The sequence below is a fragment of the Nocardia jiangsuensis genome (assembly GCF_042650385.1).
GTDB classification, from domain to species: Bacteria; Actinomycetota; Actinomycetes; order Mycobacteriales; family Mycobacteriaceae; genus Nocardia; species Nocardia jiangsuensis.
Genome location: NZ_JBHSAX010000023.1, coordinates 88,028 through 104,480, shown reverse-complemented (window position 1 = coordinate 104,480; position 16,453 = coordinate 88,028). Strand labels below are relative to the sequence as shown.

At 73.2% G+C, this 16,453-nt stretch carries 17 protein-coding genes; 12 read left to right on the top strand and 5 right to left on the bottom strand.

The window, feature by feature from the left end; genetic code table 11:
* Positions 1 to 13 precede the first annotated feature (13 nt).
* From ACFO0B_RS27890 to ppc, 6 genes are all read left to right on the top strand, one after another.
* A complete protein-coding gene (locus ACFO0B_RS27890; RefSeq protein ID WP_378616038.1) occupies positions 14 to 295 on the top strand; it encodes a DUF427 domain-containing protein in 282 nt (93 codons plus the stop codon).
* Entirely contained in the window at positions 292 to 1,095 is an 804-nt protein-coding gene (locus ACFO0B_RS27885; RefSeq protein ID WP_378616036.1) for an alpha/beta hydrolase, read from the top strand. The genes ACFO0B_RS27890 and ACFO0B_RS27885 overlap by 4 nt, the downstream gene beginning before the upstream one ends.
* Before the next feature lie 9 nt (positions 1,096 to 1,104).
* Positions 1,105 to 1,611, top strand: coding sequence for a PspA/IM30 family protein (locus ACFO0B_RS27880; RefSeq protein ID WP_378616034.1), 507 nt, complete (start codon positions 1,105 to 1,107; stop codon positions 1,609 to 1,611).
* Positions 1,612 to 1,645: 34 nt separating this feature from the next.
* Complete coding sequence (locus ACFO0B_RS27875) at positions 1,646 to 2,671, top strand: hypothetical protein (protein ID WP_378616032.1); 1,026 nt, start codon at positions 1,646 to 1,648, stop codon at positions 2,669 to 2,671.
* A 108-nt stretch (positions 2,672 to 2,779) separates the two neighbouring features.
* A complete protein-coding gene (locus tag ACFO0B_RS27870) occupies positions 2,780 to 3,898 on the top strand; it encodes an AAA family ATPase (RefSeq protein WP_378616030.1) in 1,119 nt (372 codons plus the stop codon).
* A gap of 82 nt (positions 3,899 to 3,980) precedes the next feature.
* Complete coding sequence (ppc, locus tag ACFO0B_RS27865; RefSeq protein ID WP_378616028.1) at positions 3,981 to 6,743, top strand: phosphoenolpyruvate carboxylase; 2,763 nt, start codon at positions 3,981 to 3,983, stop codon at positions 6,741 to 6,743.
* Here the strand turns inward: ppc and ACFO0B_RS27860 are convergent.
* The 4 genes from ACFO0B_RS27860 to ACFO0B_RS27845 all read right to left on the bottom strand — a co-directional run bounded on the left by ACFO0B_RS27860 (position 6,671) and on the right by ACFO0B_RS27845 (position 9,089).
* Positions 6,671 to 7,219, bottom strand: a complete 549-nt coding sequence (locus ACFO0B_RS27860; RefSeq protein WP_378616026.1) for an SDR family oxidoreductase — start codon at positions 7,217 to 7,219, stop codon at positions 6,671 to 6,673. The two genes, ppc and ACFO0B_RS27860, sit on opposite strands and share 73 nt — an antisense overlap.
* A gap of 79 nt (positions 7,220 to 7,298) precedes the next feature.
* On the bottom strand, positions 7,299 to 7,628 hold the full coding sequence (locus ACFO0B_RS27855; RefSeq protein ID WP_378616024.1) for an MmyB family transcriptional regulator: 330 nt from the start codon (positions 7,626 to 7,628) through the stop codon (positions 7,299 to 7,301).
* 42 nt (positions 7,629 to 7,670) lie between these two features.
* Positions 7,671 to 8,480 (bottom strand): NmrA family NAD(P)-binding protein, encoded by an 810-nt coding sequence (locus ACFO0B_RS27850; protein ID WP_378616022.1) that lies wholly within the window; start codon positions 8,478 to 8,480, stop codon positions 7,671 to 7,673.
* Positions 8,481 to 8,516: 36 nt separating this feature from the next.
* A complete protein-coding gene (locus ACFO0B_RS27845) occupies positions 8,517 to 9,089 on the bottom strand; it encodes a TetR/AcrR family transcriptional regulator (protein WP_378616020.1) in 573 nt (190 codons plus the stop codon).
* A gap of 84 nt (positions 9,090 to 9,173) precedes the next feature.
* Between ACFO0B_RS27845 and ACFO0B_RS27840 the strand changes: the two genes are divergently transcribed.
* The gene (locus ACFO0B_RS27840; protein ID WP_378616018.1) at positions 9,174 to 10,304 is read left to right on the top strand and encodes an FAD-dependent monooxygenase; all 1,131 of its coding nucleotides are present in this window, start codon (positions 9,174 to 9,176) and stop codon (positions 10,302 to 10,304) included.
* 154 nt (positions 10,305 to 10,458) lie between these two features.
* On the opposite strand, the gene ACFO0B_RS27835 is transcribed toward ACFO0B_RS27840, so the two are convergent.
* Positions 10,459 to 11,427 carry a helix-turn-helix transcriptional regulator gene (locus ACFO0B_RS27835; protein WP_378616016.1) on the bottom strand — a complete coding sequence of 323 codons (969 nt, stop codon included), beginning with the start codon at positions 11,425 to 11,427 and terminating at the stop codon, positions 10,459 to 10,461.
* Positions 11,428 to 11,489: 62 nt separating this feature from the next.
* On the opposite strand from ACFO0B_RS27835, the gene ACFO0B_RS27830 reads away from it, so the two are divergent.
* The 5 genes from ACFO0B_RS27830 (at position 11,490) to ACFO0B_RS27810 (ending at position 16,406) form a co-directional block, all read left to right on the top strand.
* Positions 11,490 to 11,984, top strand: coding sequence for a pyridoxamine 5'-phosphate oxidase family protein (locus tag ACFO0B_RS27830; protein WP_378616014.1), 495 nt, complete (start codon positions 11,490 to 11,492; stop codon positions 11,982 to 11,984).
* 78 nt (positions 11,985 to 12,062) lie between these two features.
* A complete protein-coding gene (gene argC / locus ACFO0B_RS27825; RefSeq protein WP_378616012.1) occupies positions 12,063 to 13,118 on the top strand; it encodes an N-acetyl-gamma-glutamyl-phosphate reductase in 1,056 nt (351 codons plus the stop codon).
* Positions 13,115 to 14,326: a bifunctional glutamate N-acetyltransferase/amino-acid acetyltransferase ArgJ gene (gene argJ, locus ACFO0B_RS27820; RefSeq protein ID WP_378616010.1), complete on the top strand. Its 1,212-nt coding sequence runs from the start codon at positions 13,115 to 13,117 to the stop codon at positions 14,324 to 14,326. The genes argC and argJ overlap by 4 nt, the downstream gene beginning before the upstream one ends.
* The gene (argB, locus tag ACFO0B_RS27815) at positions 14,323 to 15,219 is read left to right on the top strand and encodes an acetylglutamate kinase (protein WP_378616009.1); all 897 of its coding nucleotides are present in this window, start codon (positions 14,323 to 14,325) and stop codon (positions 15,217 to 15,219) included. The genes argJ and argB overlap by 4 nt, the downstream gene beginning before the upstream one ends.
* Positions 15,216 to 16,406: an acetylornithine transaminase gene (locus ACFO0B_RS27810; protein WP_378616007.1), complete on the top strand. Its 1,191-nt coding sequence runs from the start codon at positions 15,216 to 15,218 to the stop codon at positions 16,404 to 16,406. Before argB ends, ACFO0B_RS27810 begins: the two co-directional genes overlap by 4 nt.
* The last annotated feature ends 47 nt before the right edge of the window (positions 16,407 to 16,453 follow it).

Sequence of the window (16,453 nt, the reverse complement as noted above, 5' to 3'; positions counted from 1 at the left end):
CGAAAGGCGCATCATGCGAGCGGAATGGAACGGCGCGGTCCTGGCCGAGAGCGACGACACCGTGGTGGTGGAGGGCAACCACTACTTCCCGGCGTCGTCGCTGAACCGGGCGTACTTCGGCGACAGCGACAAGCACTCGGTGTGCCCGTGGAAGGGCACCGCGTCGTACTACTCGGTGACCGTCGACGGCGCGCGCAACCCCGACGCCGCCTGGTACTACCCGGACCCGAAGCCGGAGGCCGAGGAGATCAGGGACCGGGTGGCGTTCTGGCGCGGCGTCGAGATCACCGGATGACGCTCGCGGTGCGCGCGGCGCGGCACCCGGCGAACCCGGTGATGCACGCGCTCACCTACCACCCGACCAGGGAGATCGCCTGGACCCCCGACCTGCTCGGGCTCGACTTCGCCGAGCTCGCGCCGCGCACCGCGGACGGGGAGACGCTGCACGCCTGGTGGCTGCCCGCCCGAGGCGAGCCGATCGCGCACATCCTCTTCGCGCACGGCAACGCGGGCAATATCGGCGATCGGCTGCCGATCTTCGCGCTGCTCACCGCGGCCGGGTTCGACGTGCTCTCCTTCGACTACCGCGGGTACGGCCGCAGCACCGGCCGGCCCAGCGAGCGCGGCACCTACCTGGACGCCCGCGCCGCCCGCGCGGCGCTGCTCGCCCGGCCGGAGGTCGATCCGGCGCGCATCGTCTACCTGGGAAAATCGCTCGGCGGGGCGGTGGTCACCGAGCTCGCGGCGGCGCACCCGCCCGCGGGTACGGTGCTCATGTCCACCTTCACCGGGCTGCGTGCCGCGGCCCGCTCGGTCTTCCCGGTCATCCCCGCCCCGCTGGTGCCGGACGCCTACCCGACCCTGCGCCGCATCGGCGACCTGCGTGTCCCGCTGCTGCTCATGCACGGCGACCGGGACGAACTGCTCCCCGTCGAGCACTCCCGCAGGCTGTACGCCGCCGCCCCCGACCCCAAGCGCCTGGAGATCTTCCCCGGCTGCGGCCACAACGACCTCATCATGGGCGCGGGCCGCCGCTGGGTCGGGCTGATCGCCGAGTGGGCGCGCGCGGAGTGCGGTCTCGGCCGGACTCCGTAGCCTGGTGGCATGACCGACTCAGCCGGAATCGCCGCGCTGCTCGCCGCGCTCCCGGACGACGAACTGCTCGCCGTGCTGCGCAGCGCCACCGCGCAGCGCCCCTCCTTCGCGCGGGTCTACGCCGCGCTCACCGAGCAGGCCACCTCCGGCGGGCCGCTCGACACCGTTGTGATTCCGGACACCCCGCAGCCGGGTGCCGGTGCCGTCCCGCAGCAGCCACCCCGATCGCAGCAGGTCGGCGGCGGGTTCGCGGTACCGCCGGTACCGGTACCGCCGCAGGGTATGTCCGGAACGCCGCCGACCGGCGGCTATACCGCCTCCGGCGTGCCGACATTCGACTCCGTTCGCGATAAGGTCGAGCAGCGCTTCGGCACCGCCCAGGGCCGGGAGGAGCTCGAACGCGAGACAAGCGTTCAGCGCAGCGTCGAAGAACAGTGGCAGGCGCGCGAGGACGCGGCCCGCGACCGCCTCGACAAGATCCGGAAGTCGATGCGCGACGAACCCTCCGGGCCGTGACACCCGCCGGCTCGGCGACACGAGAGTGGAGAACATGCCCGAGCCGCGCGAGATCGCCGAACGACTCCTCGACGCCCAGGTCGACTTCCTGCTCGCGGAGGTGACCGGCGAGCGCTTCGCCGAGGTCGTTGCCCGCGACGTCGGGTCCGTGCTCGGCGTCGCCGAGACCATCCTGGTCCGCGACGTCGTCGCCCCGGAGCAGGCCAAGCAGACCGTGGCGACCGTGGTCGACCTGATCGGCGGCAGCCCGGTCTTCGCCGACATGTCCGGCGTCTTCGCCGACTCGATCTACACCCACATCGCGGAGAACGACGAGTACACGCTCGGCGAGGTGGTCGAGCGGCAGCCGGTCGAGGCGCTGCTGGAGAAGATTCTCGGCATGCACCAGGCGCAGGAGCGGATTCTGACCCGGCTCACCGAGAGCCCGCTGGTCGCCACCGTCGCCTCGAAGTTCGTGGACAAGCTGATCGACGACTTCATGCAGGCCAACCGGCAGCGCGCGGAGAAGATCCCCGGCGTCGGCTCGCTGGTCTCGCTGGGCCAGTCGGCCGCCAACCGGGCGCGGAAAGCCGCCGCCGACAACGCCTTCCTCAGCGACATGGCGGACAAGGGCGCGCGCTTCGCCCTGGAGCGCACCAACAACGCCATCCGCGAGGTGCTGCGCGACGCTCCCGTGCACAGCGCCGCCATGGAGTTCTGGGACCTGCACGCCGGGGAGCCGGTGCACGGGCTGCGCGAGTACCTGACCAAGCAGGACCTGCGCGATCTGGTGCTGCTCAGCTACGAGATCGCGGTGACCACGAGGGAGAAGCCGTACTTCGGGCTGCTGCTCGACGAGTGCGTCGACGTCTTCCTCGGCAAGTACGGCGAGTTCACGCTCGCCGCGCTGCTCCCCGAGCTCGGGCTGACCGGCGACGACCTGCGCACCGAGATCCTGCGCTACGGCCCCGCGGTCATCGAGCGGGCCAAGGCGGACGGTGTGCTGGCCGGGCTCATCCGCGAGCGACTCGAGCCGTTCTACCTCTCGGAGCCGGTGCTCGCCATCCTCGGCGCGGGCTGACCAGGCGAAAAACCGCCCGGTCTCCCGCCTTTCGGCGCCCCGAACCGCTGGGCGTGTCGCCGGGACTTACGCGCCGCTGCCGCCGTGGGTCGGGCTACGGTGGCCGACGTGCTCACCGTCCTCGCCGTCGAGAACTACCGGTCCCTGCGCCACCTCATCGTGCCGCTGACCCCGCTCACCGCGGTCACCGGGGCGAACGGCAGCGGCAAATCCAGCCTGTACCGGGTGCTGCGGCTGCTCGCCGAGTTCGCGAGCAACGGCGCGGTGGCGGCGCTGGCCAGGGAGGGCGGGCTGGACTCCACGCTGTGGGCAGGCCCGGGGCGCCCCGCGGACGGCACCCCGGTGGCGCTGCGCGTCGGCTTCGCCGCGGACGACTTCGGCTACGCCGCCGACCTCGGCATCCCGGCGCCCGCCGACTCCCTGTTCGACCGCGACCCGGAGATCAAGGCGGAGGCGGTGTGGTCGGGGCCGATGCTGCGCCCGGCCACGGTGCTCACCGAGCGGGCAGGCCCGGTGGTCCGGGTGCGCACCGGCAGGCGCTGGAACACCGTGCCGCACACGCTGCGCTCCTTCGACAGCATGCTCGGCGAGCTCTCCGACCCGAGCCGCGCCCCCGACCTGCTCAGCGTGCGCGACCGGGTGCGCGGCTGGCGCTTCTACGACCGGCTGCGCACCGACGCGGGCGCGCCGGCGCGGGCCCCGCAGATCGGCACCCGCACGGTCCGGCTCGGCCACGACGGCGCCGACCTGGCCGCCGCGCTGCAGACCATCAGGGAGATCGGCGACGCGGTCGAGCTGGACGCCGCTGTCGACAAGGCGTTCCCCGGCAGCCGGGTCGAGGTGGCCGCGCACGCGGGCCGGTTCACCGTGCGGCTGCACCAGCCCGGTCTGCGCCGTCCGCTGGAGGCCGCCGAACTCTCCGACGGCACCCTGCGCTACCTGCTGGTGGTGGCGGCGCTGCTCACCCCGCGCCCGCCCGAGCTGCTGGTGCTGGACGAGCCGGAGACCAGCCTGCACCCCGAGCTCATGAGCGCGCTCGCCGACCTCATCGTCACCGCGTCGGCGCACACCCAGGTGATCGTGGTGACGCACGCCGCGGCGCTGCTCACCGCCTTCGCGCGCGAGGAGCGGGCCTCGGTGCTGGAGCTGCGCAAGGACGACGGCCGCAGCTACCTGGCCGGCCAGGGTTTGCTCGACGAGCCACCGTGGGCCTGGCCCATGCGCTGATCGGCGTGACCAGCGTGTGAATTCCCCCCGATGTGCGCCGCGTCGCATATCGGGGCGGCGGCCGCCGCAATACGCTCGGCGTATGAGCGACCCGAGGATCGAGACCGAACCCGAGGCCATCCGGCCGCTGCGCGACGACATCCGCTTCCTCGGCGAGGTGCTCGGCGACACGATCCGGGACCACGAGGGGCCGGAGGTCTTCGACCTCATCGAGCGGGTGCGCAAGGAGGCGTTCCGGATCCGCCGCGAGGAGGTCGACCGCAGCGCCGTGGCGGAGATGCTGCGCGGGGTCGACGTGGCGGTGGCGATCCCGCTGATCCGCGCCTTCAGCTACTTCGTGCTGCTCGCCAACCTGGCCGAGGATCTGCAGCGCGACCGCCGCCGCGCCGTGCACATCGGCGCGGGCGAGCCGCCGCAGGACTCCTCGCTGGCCGCCACCTACCGCAAGCTGGACGCCGCCGCGCTGGACGGCCCGACCGTCGCCGACCTGCTCTCCGACGCCCTCGTCGCCCCGGTCATCACCGCGCACCCGACCGAGACCAGGCGCCGCACCGTCTTCGACGGGCAGGCCAGGATCACCGAGCTGATGCGGCAGCGCGGCCGCTTCGCCGAGGGTGAGCGGGAGCGCGCCGCGCTGGAACTCGACATTCGGCGGCAGGTGCTCGCGCTCTGGCGCACCGCGCTGATCCGGCTGGCGCGGCTGCGGATCCAGGACGAGATCGCCGTCGGGCTGCGCTACTACGAACTCACCCTCTTCGACGTCATCCCGGCGATCAACGCCGAGGTCAGGGCCGCGCTGCGGGCCCGGTGGCCCGGCGTCGAGCTGCTGCGGCGGCCGATCCTGCGCCCCGGCTCGTGGATCGGCGGCGACCGCGACGGCAACCCGTTCGTCACCGCCGAGGTGGTGCGCACCGCGGCCGGGCAGGCGGCGAGCGTCGCCTTCGAGCGGTACCTGCGCGAGCTGGCCGAGCTGGAGAAGGTGCTGGCCCAGTCGGCCCGGCTGGTCCCGGTCTCGGAGCGCGTCGCCGGGCTGGCCGCGGCGGGCTACCCGGAGCAGGAGACGCACGCCGACGAGCCGTATCGCCGTGCGCTGCACGCCATCCGGAACCGGCTCACCGCCACCGCGCTGCGCGCGCTCGGCACCGCGCCGGTGCACGGTTCGGACGTCGGCGCCGAGCCGTACGACACCCCGCAGCAGGCGCTCGACGATCTCGACGCGGTCGACGAGTCCATGCGCGCCGCCGGCGACGGGCTGCTCGCCGACGACCGGCTGGCCGCGCTGCGCTTCGCGCTGGAGACCTTCGGCTTCCACCTGCAGAGCCTGGACATGCGGCAGAACTCCGAGGTGCACGAGCAGGTGGTGGCCGAGATCCTGGCCTGGGCCGGGGTGCACGCCGACTACCCGAGCCTGCCGGAGGACGAGCGGGTGGCGCTGCTCGCCGCCGAACTCCGCACCCGAAGGCCGCTGCTCGGCCCGCACGCGGCGCTGAGCGAGAAGGCCACCCAGGAACTCGGCATCGTCCGCGCGGCCGCCGAGGTGATCGCGACCTTCGGCGCCGAGGCGGTGCCGAACTACATCATCAGCATGTGCACCTCGGTGAGCGACATGCTGGAGGCGGCGGTGCTGCTCAAGGAGGCGGGCATTCTGGAGCCGGGCAGCCCGGCGTCGTCTCCGGTCGGCATCGTGCCGCTCTTCGAGACCATCGAGGATCTGGCCGCCGGCGCCACGACCCTGGCCGCGGCGCTGGACGTTCCGGTGTACCGGGAGCTGGTGGCCGGCGCCGGAATGCGCCAGGAAATCATGCTCGGCTACTCCGACTCCAACAAGGACGGCGGCTACCTCGCCGCCAACTGGGCGCTCTACCGGGCCGAGCTGGAGCTGGTCGAGGTGGCGCGCGAGACCGGGATCCGGCTGCGGCTCTTCCACGGCCGCGGCGGCACCGTCGGCCGTGGCGGCGGGCGCAGCTACGACGCCATCCTGGCCCAGCCCGCGGGGGCCGTGCGCGGCGCGCTCCGCCTCACCGAGCAGGGCGAGGTGATCGCCGCCAAGTACGCGGAACCCGGTGCGGCGCATCGCAATCTGGAGTCGCTCATCGCCGGGACCCTGGAGTCGACGCTGCTCGACGTGGAGGGGCTCGGACCGGCCGCGGAGCCCTCCTACGAGCTCATGGACGAGCTGGCCGCCCGCGCCCGCGCCGCCTACGCCGCGCTGGTGCACGACGAGCCCGGGTTCGTCGAGTACTTCCGCCAGTCCACCCCGGTGGCCGAGGTCGGCGACCTGAACATCGGCAGCCGCCCGGCCTCCCGCAAACCCACCAACTCCGTCTCCGACCTGCGCGCGATTCCCTGGGTGATGGCCTGGAGCCAGGCCAGGGTGATGCTGCCCGGCTGGTACGGCACCGGCACCGCGCTGGAGCAGTGGGTGGACGGCGACCCGGACCGGCTCGCCGTGCTCACCGAGCTCTACCGGCGCTGGCCGTTCTTCCGCACGGTGCTCTCCAACCTGGCCCAGGTGCTCGCCAAGACCGATCTCGCGATCGCCGAGCGGTACGCCGAGCTGGTCACCGACGCCGCGCTCCGGGAGCGCATCTTCGGCATGATCCGAGACGAACACGCCCGCACCATCCGCATGCACGCCGCCGTCACCGGCAACGACCACCTGCTCGCCGACAACGCCTCGCTGGCCGAGTCCATCCACAACCGCTTCCCGTACCTGGAGCCGCTGAACCAGATGCAGGTCGAGCTGCTGCGCCGACTGCGCGCCGGGGACGATCAGGAGCTGGTCAAGCGGGGGATCCTGCTCACCATGAACGGGCTGGCGACGGCGCTGCGGAACTCGGGGTAGCGCTCGGCCGAGCGCGCGCGGAGCGGCGGCCACCAGGCCGCGCAGCCGCGTCCACGAGGCGTTGACGACCACGGCACCGCCCGCCGCGAACAGCGGAATCGCCTGCCGCACCGTGAAGTACACGCCCGCAGGGTGACCGCGACGAACTCGTCGAGCTCGACGGGCGTGACCTCGGTGACGGGCCGGATGGCGGCGATCCCGGCATTGGCGAACAGGACGTCGAGCCTGCCGAAGCGGTCCCGGATGTGCTCGGTGAGCGCGGTCAGGTCGCCGAGCTCGGCGACATCGGCGCGGACCGGGAGGGCGCGCTCGCCGAGCTCGGCCGTAGCGGCCGCGAGCCGGTGCTCGTCGCGCCCGGTGATCACCACCAACGCGCCCTCGTCGAGCAGCCTGCGCGCGACGGCGAGGCCGATACCGCTGGTACCTCCGGTCACCAGCGCGACGGAGTCGGGGGAAGCGGAAGCGTTGTGCGTCATGGGATCCAGGCTGCGCAGTGCGCGGCACCGGGGCCAGAGCGTGCTGATCATGGGTCTGCCGACACCACGCTGCGACCGCTCAGCGCCCGGCCAGCAGCTCCATGCGCTGTGCGGTCGGGGTGCCGGGGCGCGGGTCGTAGAGCTCGAGGAACTGGCCGGGCCGGTCCACGACGGCAAGGGCCGTGGCGTCGAAGGTGAGCGCGCCGAGTTCCGGATGGTGCACCTCCTTGACCGCCTGCACCGGCGCCGCCACGTCGTGTCGTGCCCAGAGCTCGGCGAACTCCGCGCTGCGGGTACCGAGTTCGGTGATCACAGCACGGAATCCGGGATCGTCGGCCGCGTGCGCGGCGTCGGCACGGAATGCCGCGACCACGCCGGGCGCCGCGCGGGGATTTCCCGCGCCGCGCACCCCGATCCGTCAGCCGGTCGGCGGACGGCCGGTGACCGCTGGCTACCGGAAGCGGTCCGCGTGCTCGGCCGCCCACTGTTCGAAAGTTCGAGCCGGACGGCCGGTTACCCGCTCGACGGTGTCGTCGACGGTCCGTGAGGCCGGGTCGGAGGTGGCGTACCAGCCGATCACGTACTCGGCATCCGCCCGGGGTACACCGGTGGCCGTCAGCCGGTCGACGGCCTGCTCGTGCGTGATCGGGACGAAGGCGATCTCGCGCCCCGTAGCCAGGGACAGGATCGCGATCCGCTCCCGCGGCGTGAGCGACCGCGGTCCGGTGAGGTTGTAGGCACGGCCCGCGTGGCCGTCGTCGAGCAGCGCCACCGCAGCCACGGCCCCGATGTCCGCCTCATGCACCAGTGCGCTGGGAAAGTCGTAGGGTTCGCGCACGATGCCTTCGCCGCGCACGGCGTCGATCCAGGTCAGCGTGTTCGACATGAACTCCTGCGGTTCCAGGCGGGTCCACTCCACCCCGGAATCCGCCACCGCCCGCTCGACCGGCCCGACCCCGCCGCCCCACACCACGGTGATCCGCCGCACGCCCGCGTCGACCGCCCTTCGCACCAGCTCGGGACCGGCCTCGGCGAGCCCCGAGGTCACCGTGATGTGCATGCGGTCGACCCCGTCGATGGCGGGCTCCAGCGTCTCCGGAGCGATGTGCGTGCCCGCCACCAGCTCCACCTCCGGCGCGAACAGCCCCGCGGCCGCGGCGGGGTTCCGGGTGAGCGCCCGGACCCGCTCTCCCCGCCTCGTCAGCTCGCGCACCACATGTCGGCCGGTGTTGCCGGTCGCGCCGGTCACCAGTGTTGTCATCGTCGAACTCCTCTCGTCGACGACGACGCTAGAAGCTCAACTTTGCTTCAGGTCAAGGGTGGTCGCGGCGGTGACGAGGGTGCGCAGCGTCGATCGCACCGTCGCGGTGTCGAAGGCGCCGATCAGGGCGTGGTGCAGGGCGAAGCCGTCGATGTAGTCGATCAGCGGGCGGACCGCGGCCTCCGGGATCGCGGCGTCGCCGGTGGCCGCGCGGAGGTGGCCGGTGAGCCAGGTGGTGAGCCGGAGGTGCCCGGCGCGCAGGGCCTCCCACACCTCGGGGAGCTCGCGCGCCTCGAGTGTGAGGGCGTAGCGGGCGCGGGTGGCTGGTTCGTCCGCGGTGACGGCGTGGCGGAGTACCGCGCAGAGCACCTCCACCAGCTCGGCGGTGTCGCGCGGGGTGGGGGCGCGATCCCAGGCCGCGCGGTCGCGTTCCTCCAGGCGCCCGGTGATGCCGATGAGTAGCGCGGCGCGGGTGCGGAAGTAGTTCGAGGCGGAGCCCGCGGGCAGCCCGGCCGCCTCGTCCACCGCGCGGTGCGTGAGCGCGCGCGGGCCGCGTTCGCCGAGCAGGCGCAGGGCGGTGTCGAGCACGAGGGTCCGTTTGCCGGTCACGCCGGAATACTACAGGGGTAGTGCTAGACACTACCGATGTAGTAGATTCCACTACATCGGTAGTGAACAGAAGGAGTGGGCCGGATGGACGAGGTACTGATCGTCGGAGGTGGAATCGGCGGGCTGGCGACCGCGCTCGCCGCACTGCGGGCCGGGAAGCGGCCGCTGGTGCTGGAGCGGGCGCCGGAGCAGGCCGTGGTCGGGTCCGGGCTCTCGCTGTGGCCCAATGCGATTCGGGCGCTCGACGCGCTCGGGGTGGGGGCGGCGGTGCGGGCGCGCGCGGTCTCCGGTGCCTCCGGCGGGATCCGGAACGACGCCGGGCGGTTGCTGCTGCGGGCGGACGCCGCTGCCCTGCGGGAGCGGTTCGGGGAGCCGATCGTGGTGCACCGGGCCGAGCTCATGGCGATCCTGCGGGACGCGCTGCCCGCGGGGGTGCTGCGCACCGGGGTCGGGGTCACGGGGGCGGACGAGTCCGGGCGGGTGGTCACCGCGGAGGGGGAGCGCGCCGCCGAGCTGGTCGTCGGCGCGGACGGTATCCGCAGCGTGCTGCGGCGGGCCGTGGCGGGCGAGGTCGCGCCGCGCTACGCGGGGTACACCGCGTGGCGCACGGTGGTGACGCCGTCCGCGCCGGTCACCGAGTTCGGTGAGAGCTGGGGGCGCGGGCAGCGCTTCGGCTTCGCGCCGCTGGCGGGCGGCCGGGTCTACTGCTTCGCCACCGCGAACGCCGCCCCGTCGACCGAGCCCGCGGCCGGTGAACTCGCCGAACTCCGCCGCCGCTTCGCCGACTGGCACGACCCCATCCCGGCCCTCCTCGCCGCCGCCGACCCGGCCGGGGTCCTCCGCCACGACATCTACGACCTCCCCGCGCTCCCGCGCTTCACCGCGGGCCGCATCGCCCTGGTCGGCGACGCCGCGCACGCCATGACCCCCGACCTCGGCCAGGGCGCCTGCCAGGCGCTGGAGGACGCGGTCACGCTCGGCGCGATCCTCGCCGCCGACGGCGACCTGCGCCGCTACGACGCCCTGCGCCGCCCGCGCACCCAGTGGATCGCCGCGCGGGCGCGGCGGCTGGGCCGGGCCGGGCAGCTGTCGGCGGGCCCGGTGGTCGCGCTGCGCGACGCGGTCATGCGGCGCACCCCGGCGCGTGCGCAGCTGAATGCCATGGCCGCGATGCTGGAGTGGTCTCCGGAGGAGGTCGCGGCGGAGGTAGCGTGACCGGCGTCACTGTGCGGCGGTGTCACGCGGGACGCCCCCGCACTGTCCGCCGCCGAGATCGCCGAGAGCCATCCGTCGCGCATCGTCACGCTCGTCGGACGCCGGAGCCGGCGGTGCGGCAGCTTCCAGGTCGACCCGCAGGAGTTGCGCGGCATCACTCCGCGTACCGGCGCGCCATCGCCGCCGCCGTCCCGGCCATGACCGCGCGCAACTCCGGCGGCTCCAGCACCTCCGCATACGCCCCGAGCGGCAGCAACCCGTGCGCCATCACCTCGTACGACTCCGCCGCCACCGTCACCCGCACCCACCCCTCGGCATCGGGCTCGTCCGCCGAGGCGACGGCGTCCGCCACGGCGGCGGGCTCGAAGCCGAGCCGGAGCAGCGACAGCTGCGCGGCGTCGATCCGGCAGCGCGCGGACACCCGGAGCATGGTCCTGGCGAACTCGTCCGCCGCCCGCTCCCAGTGCGCGGCGAGGTCGAAATCGGCGGGCCGGGCGAAGGTCTCGCCGGTATCGGTCGCCTCGGCGATCCGCCCGACCCGGTACGACCGCACCGAACCACCGGCCAGCGCCACCAGGTACCAGGTCCCCGCCTTGAGCACCAGCCCGAGCGGCCCGACCCGCCGCCGCACCACCGCGTCCCCGCGCTCGTACCCGATCTCCAGCAGCCGGTCCGCCCACAGCGCCTCGGTGACGACCGCCAGCGCCGGCGTGCGGTCCGGCCGGTGGAACCAGCCCGCGGCGTCCACGTGCACCCGCTCGGCGATCCGGGTGGCCCGCCCGCGCAGCTCCGGCGGCAGCGCGGCGAGCACCTTGAGCTGCGCGGTCGCCAGCACGGTGCCGAGCCCGAGGTCGGCGGCGGCACCGGGCTGCCCGGCGAGCAGCACCGCGTCGGCCTCGTCCGGGTTCAGTCCGGTGATCCGGGTGCGGTACCCGTCCAGCAGCCGGATGCCGCCCGCGCGGCCCGGCTCGGTGTAGACCGGGACCCCGGAGGCGGAGAGCGCGTCGACGTCGCGGTACACCGTCCGCACCGACACCTCCAGCTCGGCGGCCAGCTGGGATGCCGTGCACCGGCCCCTGGTCTGCAGGAGCAGCAGCAGGCGGAGGAGTCGGCTCGCGCGCATCGACCGACACTATCCGGGCAACCCTGACAGCAGGTGTCAACATGCGGTCGTACCGTCGCCCCATGACCACCTGGAAGCAGTTCCTGGACGAAGCGCCGCGGGTCGCCGAAGTCTTCACCCGCAGGCACCGCGCCACCGGCAACCTCTGCCTGCTCGGCACCCTGCGCGCCGACGGCTCGCCGCGGATCAGCCCGATCGAGCCGCGCGTCTTCGAGGACATGCTGGTGCTCGCGGGCATGCCGAACACCCGCAAGTTCGCCGATCTGCTCCGCGACCCCCGGTTCTGCCTGCACACCGCCACCGCCGATCCGATGGTCGGCGACGGCGACGCCAAGCTCTTCGGCAGCGTCACCGACCTGCCGGACCGGGAGCTGCACACCCGCTTCGCGCAGCACCTGTTCGAGGAGACCGGCTTCGACATCCGGGGCAGGGAATTCGATCACTTCTTCGTCGCCGACCGGCTGACCGGCGGCTCCACCGTGGAGCTGGTCGACGGCCAGATGGAGATCGCGGTGTGGACCCCGGGCGCGGGGGAGCGGGTCGAGCGGAAGAACTGAGAACTCGTACCACTCCTGCGTACCCTGGAGGTGCGCCCCGGGCGTGAATGAGCTTGCACAGTCGTGCATAATCATCACATGGTTGATTCCTCGAACGGGACCCTGCGGGTCGCGGTGGCCGGAGCGAGCGGGTACGCGGGCGGTGAGGTCCTGCGTCTACTGCTGGAGCACCCCGAGTACCGACGCGGGCGCCTCGAGATCGGGGCGCTGACCGCGGGTTCCAATGCCGGGGCGCCGCTCGGCTCGCTGCAGCCGCACCTGCATCCGCTGGCCGGCCGGGTGCTCACCGCCACCACCGTCGACGAGCTGGCCGGGCACGACGTGGTCTTCCTCGGGCTGCCGCACGGCCAGTCCGCCGCGCTGGCGAACACCCTCCCCGAGTCCACCGTGATCATCGACTGCGGCGCCGACTTCCGGCTGCACGACGCCGCCGCCTGGCAGCGCTGGTACGGCGGCGAGCACGCGGGCACCTGGCCCTACGGCCTGCCCGAGCTCGGCGACAACCGGGAACAGTTGCGCGGCGCCCGCCGGATCGCGGTGCCCGGCTGCTACCCGACCGTCGCCAGCCTCGCGCTCGCCCCCGCCTTCGCCGCCGGGCTCGCCGAGCCGAACGCCACCGTGGTCGCGGTGAGCGGAACCTCGGGCGCCGGAAGGAAACTCGACGTCGGGCTGCTCGGCTCCGAGGTCATGGGCTCGGCCCGCGCCTACGGCATCGCGGGCGCGCACCGGCACACCCCCGAGATCGCGCAGAACCTGAGCGCCGCCGCGGGGACTCCGGTCGCGGTCTCCTTCACCCCGGTGCTCGCCCCGATGCCGCGCGGCATCCTCGCCACCTGCACCGCCCCGACCACCGCCGATCTCGCCGAGGTGCGCGCCACCTACGAGAAGGCCTACGCCGCCGAACCCTTCGTGCACCTGCTGCCCGAGGGCGCGCTGCCCTCGACCGGCGCCGTGCTCGGCTCCAACGCCGTCACCCTGCAGGTGGCCGTCGATACCGACGCCGGGCTGCTGGTGGTGGTCGGCGCGATCGACAACCTGACCAAGGGCACCGCGGGCGCCGCGGTGCAATCCATGAACCTCGCCGTCGGTTTCGACGAGACCGCCGGGCTTCCCACCGTAGGAGTGGCACCGTGACGACGACCGAAGCAGGCAGGCTGGTCCGCACCCAGGGGGTGACCGCGCCGCTCGGCTTCCGCGCCGCCGGGATCGCCGCCGGGATCAAGGCCAGCGGCAGGCCGGACCTGGCGCTGGTCTTCAACGAGGGCCCGGAGTACGCCGCCGCCGGGGTGTTCACCAGGAACAAGGTCAAGGCCGCGCCGGTGCTGTGGTCGCAGCAGGTGCTCACCGCCCGCAGGCTGCGCGCGGTGATCCTGAATTCCGGTGGCGCCAACGCCTGTACCGGCCCGGCCGGGTTCCAGGACACGCACCGCACCGCCGAGGAGCTGGCCGCCGCGCTGAGCAGCTGGGGCACCGAGACCGGCGCGGGCGAGATCGCGGTCTGCTCCACCGGCCTGATCGGCGACCGGCTGCCGATGGACAAGATCGTTCCCGCCATCACCGAGATCGTGCGCGAGATGGGCGGCGGGCTCTCCGGCGGCACCGACGCCGCGCACGCCATCATGACCACCGACACCGTGCCGAAAGAGGCCGCCTACCACCACCGTGCCAAGTGGAACGTGGGCGGCATGGCCAAGGGCGCAGGCATGCTCGCCCCCTCGCTCGCCACCATGCTGGTCGTGCTCACCACCGACGCCGCGGTCACCGCCGAACAGCTGGACTCCGCGCTGCGCAAGGCCACCGCGCGCACCTTCGACCGGCTCGACGTGGACGGCTCCTGCTCCACCAACGACACCGTGCTGCTGCTCGGCAGCGGCGCCAGCGAGGTCACCCCGTCGCAGGAGGAGCTGGATGCCGCGGTCTTCGCGGTCTGCGACGACCTGGCCGCCCAGCTCATGGCCGACGCCGAGGGCGTCACCAAGCGGGTGCTGGTCACCGTGACCGGCGCGCTGGACGAGGACGAGGCGCTGACCGCCGCGCGCACCATCGCCAGGGACAGCCTGGTCAAGACCGCGCTCTTCGGCTCCGACCCGAACTGGGGCCGGGTGCTCGCCGCGGTCGGCATGGCGCCGGTGACGCTGGAGCACGAGCGGATCACCGTGTCCTTCAACGGGAGACCGGTCTGCGTGGACGGCGCCGGCGTCCCCGGCGCCCGCGAGGCCGACCTCTCCGGCCCCGATATCGAGGTCGTCGTCGACCTGAAGTTCGGCGACGGCACCGCGACCATCCGCACCACCGACCTCTCGCACGGCTACGTCGAAGAGAACTCGGCCTACAGCTCGTGACCGGGATCGCGCACGACCTCAGCGCGCTGGACAAGGCGCACGTGCTGGCCGGGGCGCTGCCCTGGCTGCAGAAGTTCCGGGACAAGGTCGTCGTGGTCAAGTACGGCGGCAACGCCATGGTCGACGACGGGCTCAAGCGCGCCTTCGCCGCCGACATGGCCTTCCTGCGCACCGTCGGCGTGCACCCGGTCGTGGTGCACGGCGGCGGCCCGCAGATCACCGCCATGCTCGGCAAACTCGGGTTGCAGGGTGAGTTCCGCGGTGGCTTCCGGGTGACCACGCCCGAGGTCATGGACGTGGTGCGGATGGTGCTGTTCGGGCAGGTCGGCCGCGAGCTGGTCGGGCTGATCAACGCGCACGGCCCGTACGCCGTCGGGATCTCCGGCGAGGACGCCGGGCTCTTCACGGCTACCCGCCGCACCGTGCTCGTGGACGGCGAGGCCACCGATATCGGGCTGGTCGGCGACGTCACCGAGGTCAACCCCGACGCCGTGCTCGACCTGATCGGCGCGGGCCGCATCCCGGTGGTCTCCACCATCGCCCCCGACATCGACGGCGTCGTGCACAACATCAACGCCGACACCGCCGCCGCCGCGCTCGCCGAAGGCATCGGCGCCGAGAAACTGGTGGTCCTCACCGACGTCGAGGGCCTCTACACCGACTGGCCGGACCGCTCCTCGCTGACCACCGAGATCGGCGCCGCCGCGCTGGCCACGCTGCTGCCCCGGCTGGACGCGGGCATGGTCCCCAAGATGGAGGCCTGTCTGCGCGCGGTGCAGGGCGGCGTCCCGACCGCGCACGTGATCGACGGCCGCGTTCCGCACTCGGTGCTGCTGGAACTGTTCACCGGAGAAGGAATCGGCACCATGGTGACCCCCGAGGAGACGATATGAGCTCGGCCGACCTGCAGGGCCGGTGGAACGCCGCCCTGATGAACAACTACGGCACCCCCGAGATCGCGCTGGTGCGCGGCGCGGGCGCCGTGGTCTACGACGCCGACGGCAAGCGCTACCTCGACTTCCTCGGCGGCATCGCGGTGAACAGCCTCGGCCACGCGCACCCCGCCATCCTGGCCGCGGTCACCCAGCAGCTCGGGACGCTCGGGCACGTCTCCAACCTGTATGTCAGCGAGCCGGTGATCGAGCTGGCCGAGCGGCTGCTCGCCCAGTTCGGCGAGGGGCGCGCCTTCTTCTGCAACTCCGGCGCCGAGGCCAACGAGGCCGCGTTCAAGATCGCGCGTTTGACCGGGCGGCCGAACATCGTGGCCTGTGAGGAGGCGTTCCACGGCCGGACCATGGGCGCGCTGGCGCTCACCGGCCAGCCCGCCAAGCGAGAGCCGTTCGCGCCCATGCCCCCCGGCGTGCGGCACATCCCGTACGGCGACGCCGCCGCGCTGGAGGCCGCGGTGGACGAGCACACCGCCGCTGTGGTGCTGGAGCCCATCCTCGGCGAGAGCGGCGTGATCGTCCCGCCCATCGACTACCTCGCCAAGGCCCGCGAGATCACCTCGCGGCACGGCGCCCTGCTGATCCTGGACGAGGTACAGACCGGCATCGGCCGCACCGGCGCCTTCTACGCCCACCACACCGCCGGCATCGTCCCGGATGTGATCACCCTGGCCAAGGGCCTCGGCGGTGGCCTTCCCATCGGCGCCGTCCTCGCCCGCGGCACCGCCGCCGACCTGCTCCAGCCCGGCGCGCACGGCACCACCTTCGGCGGCAACCCCGTCTGCGCGGCCGCCGCGCTGGCCGTGCTGCGCACCATCGACGAGGAGGGGCTGCTCGCGCACGTCGAGTCGGTGGGCAAGCGGCTCGTCGACGGTATCGAGCTGCTCGAGCACCCCGAGGTGGATCACGTGCGCGGTGCCGGGCTGCTGCTCGGCATCGGGCTTCGCCGCGGTATCTCCGGCTTCGTCGAGGCGCGTGCCCGCGAGGCCGGCTACCTGGTGAACGCCCCCAAGCCGGACACCATCCGGCTCGCCCCGCCGCTCGTGCTCACCGAAACCCAGGCGGAGAGTTTCGTCGCGGATCTGCCCGCGATCCTGGATGCCGCCGCCGCCGACGCCAAGGAGGAAGCGTGACCTCGGAATCCGCCGACACCGGCTCCGTGACACCGATCGGAGCCGCC

Bases quoted from the DNA above. Each gene is read 5' to 3' on its own strand.
- argC (WP_378616012.1), top strand. From the start codon at position 12,063: ATGGTTGATTCCTCGAACGGGACCCTGCGGGTCGCGGTGGCCGGAGCG.
- ACFO0B_RS27810 (WP_378616007.1), top strand. From the start codon at position 15,216: ATGAGCTCGGCCGACCTGCAGGGCCGGTGGAACGCCGCCCTGATGAAC.
- ACFO0B_RS27860 (WP_378616026.1), bottom strand. From the start codon at position 7,219: ATGACGCACAACGCTTCCGCTTCCCCCGACTCCGTCGCGCTGGTGACC.
- ACFO0B_RS27830 (WP_378616014.1), top strand. From the start codon at position 11,490: ATGACCACCTGGAAGCAGTTCCTGGACGAAGCGCCGCGGGTCGCCGAA.
- ACFO0B_RS27880 (WP_378616034.1), top strand. From the start codon at position 1,105: ATGACCGACTCAGCCGGAATCGCCGCGCTGCTCGCCGCGCTCCCGGAC.
- ACFO0B_RS27890 (WP_378616038.1), top strand. From the start codon at position 14: ATGCGAGCGGAATGGAACGGCGCGGTCCTGGCCGAGAGCGACGACACC.
- ACFO0B_RS27835 (WP_378616016.1), bottom strand. From the start codon at position 11,427: ATGCGCGCGAGCCGACTCCTCCGCCTGCTGCTGCTCCTGCAGACCAGG.
- ACFO0B_RS27840 (WP_378616018.1), top strand. From the start codon at position 9,174: ATGGACGAGGTACTGATCGTCGGAGGTGGAATCGGCGGGCTGGCGACC.
- ACFO0B_RS27875 (WP_378616032.1), top strand. From the start codon at position 1,646: ATGCCCGAGCCGCGCGAGATCGCCGAACGACTCCTCGACGCCCAGGTC.
- ACFO0B_RS27885 (WP_378616036.1), top strand. From the start codon at position 292: ATGACGCTCGCGGTGCGCGCGGCGCGGCACCCGGCGAACCCGGTGATG.
- ACFO0B_RS27850 (WP_378616022.1), bottom strand. From the start codon at position 8,480: ATGACAACACTGGTGACCGGCGCGACCGGCAACACCGGCCGACATGTG.
- ppc (WP_378616028.1), top strand. From the start codon at position 3,981: ATGAGCGACCCGAGGATCGAGACCGAACCCGAGGCCATCCGGCCGCTG.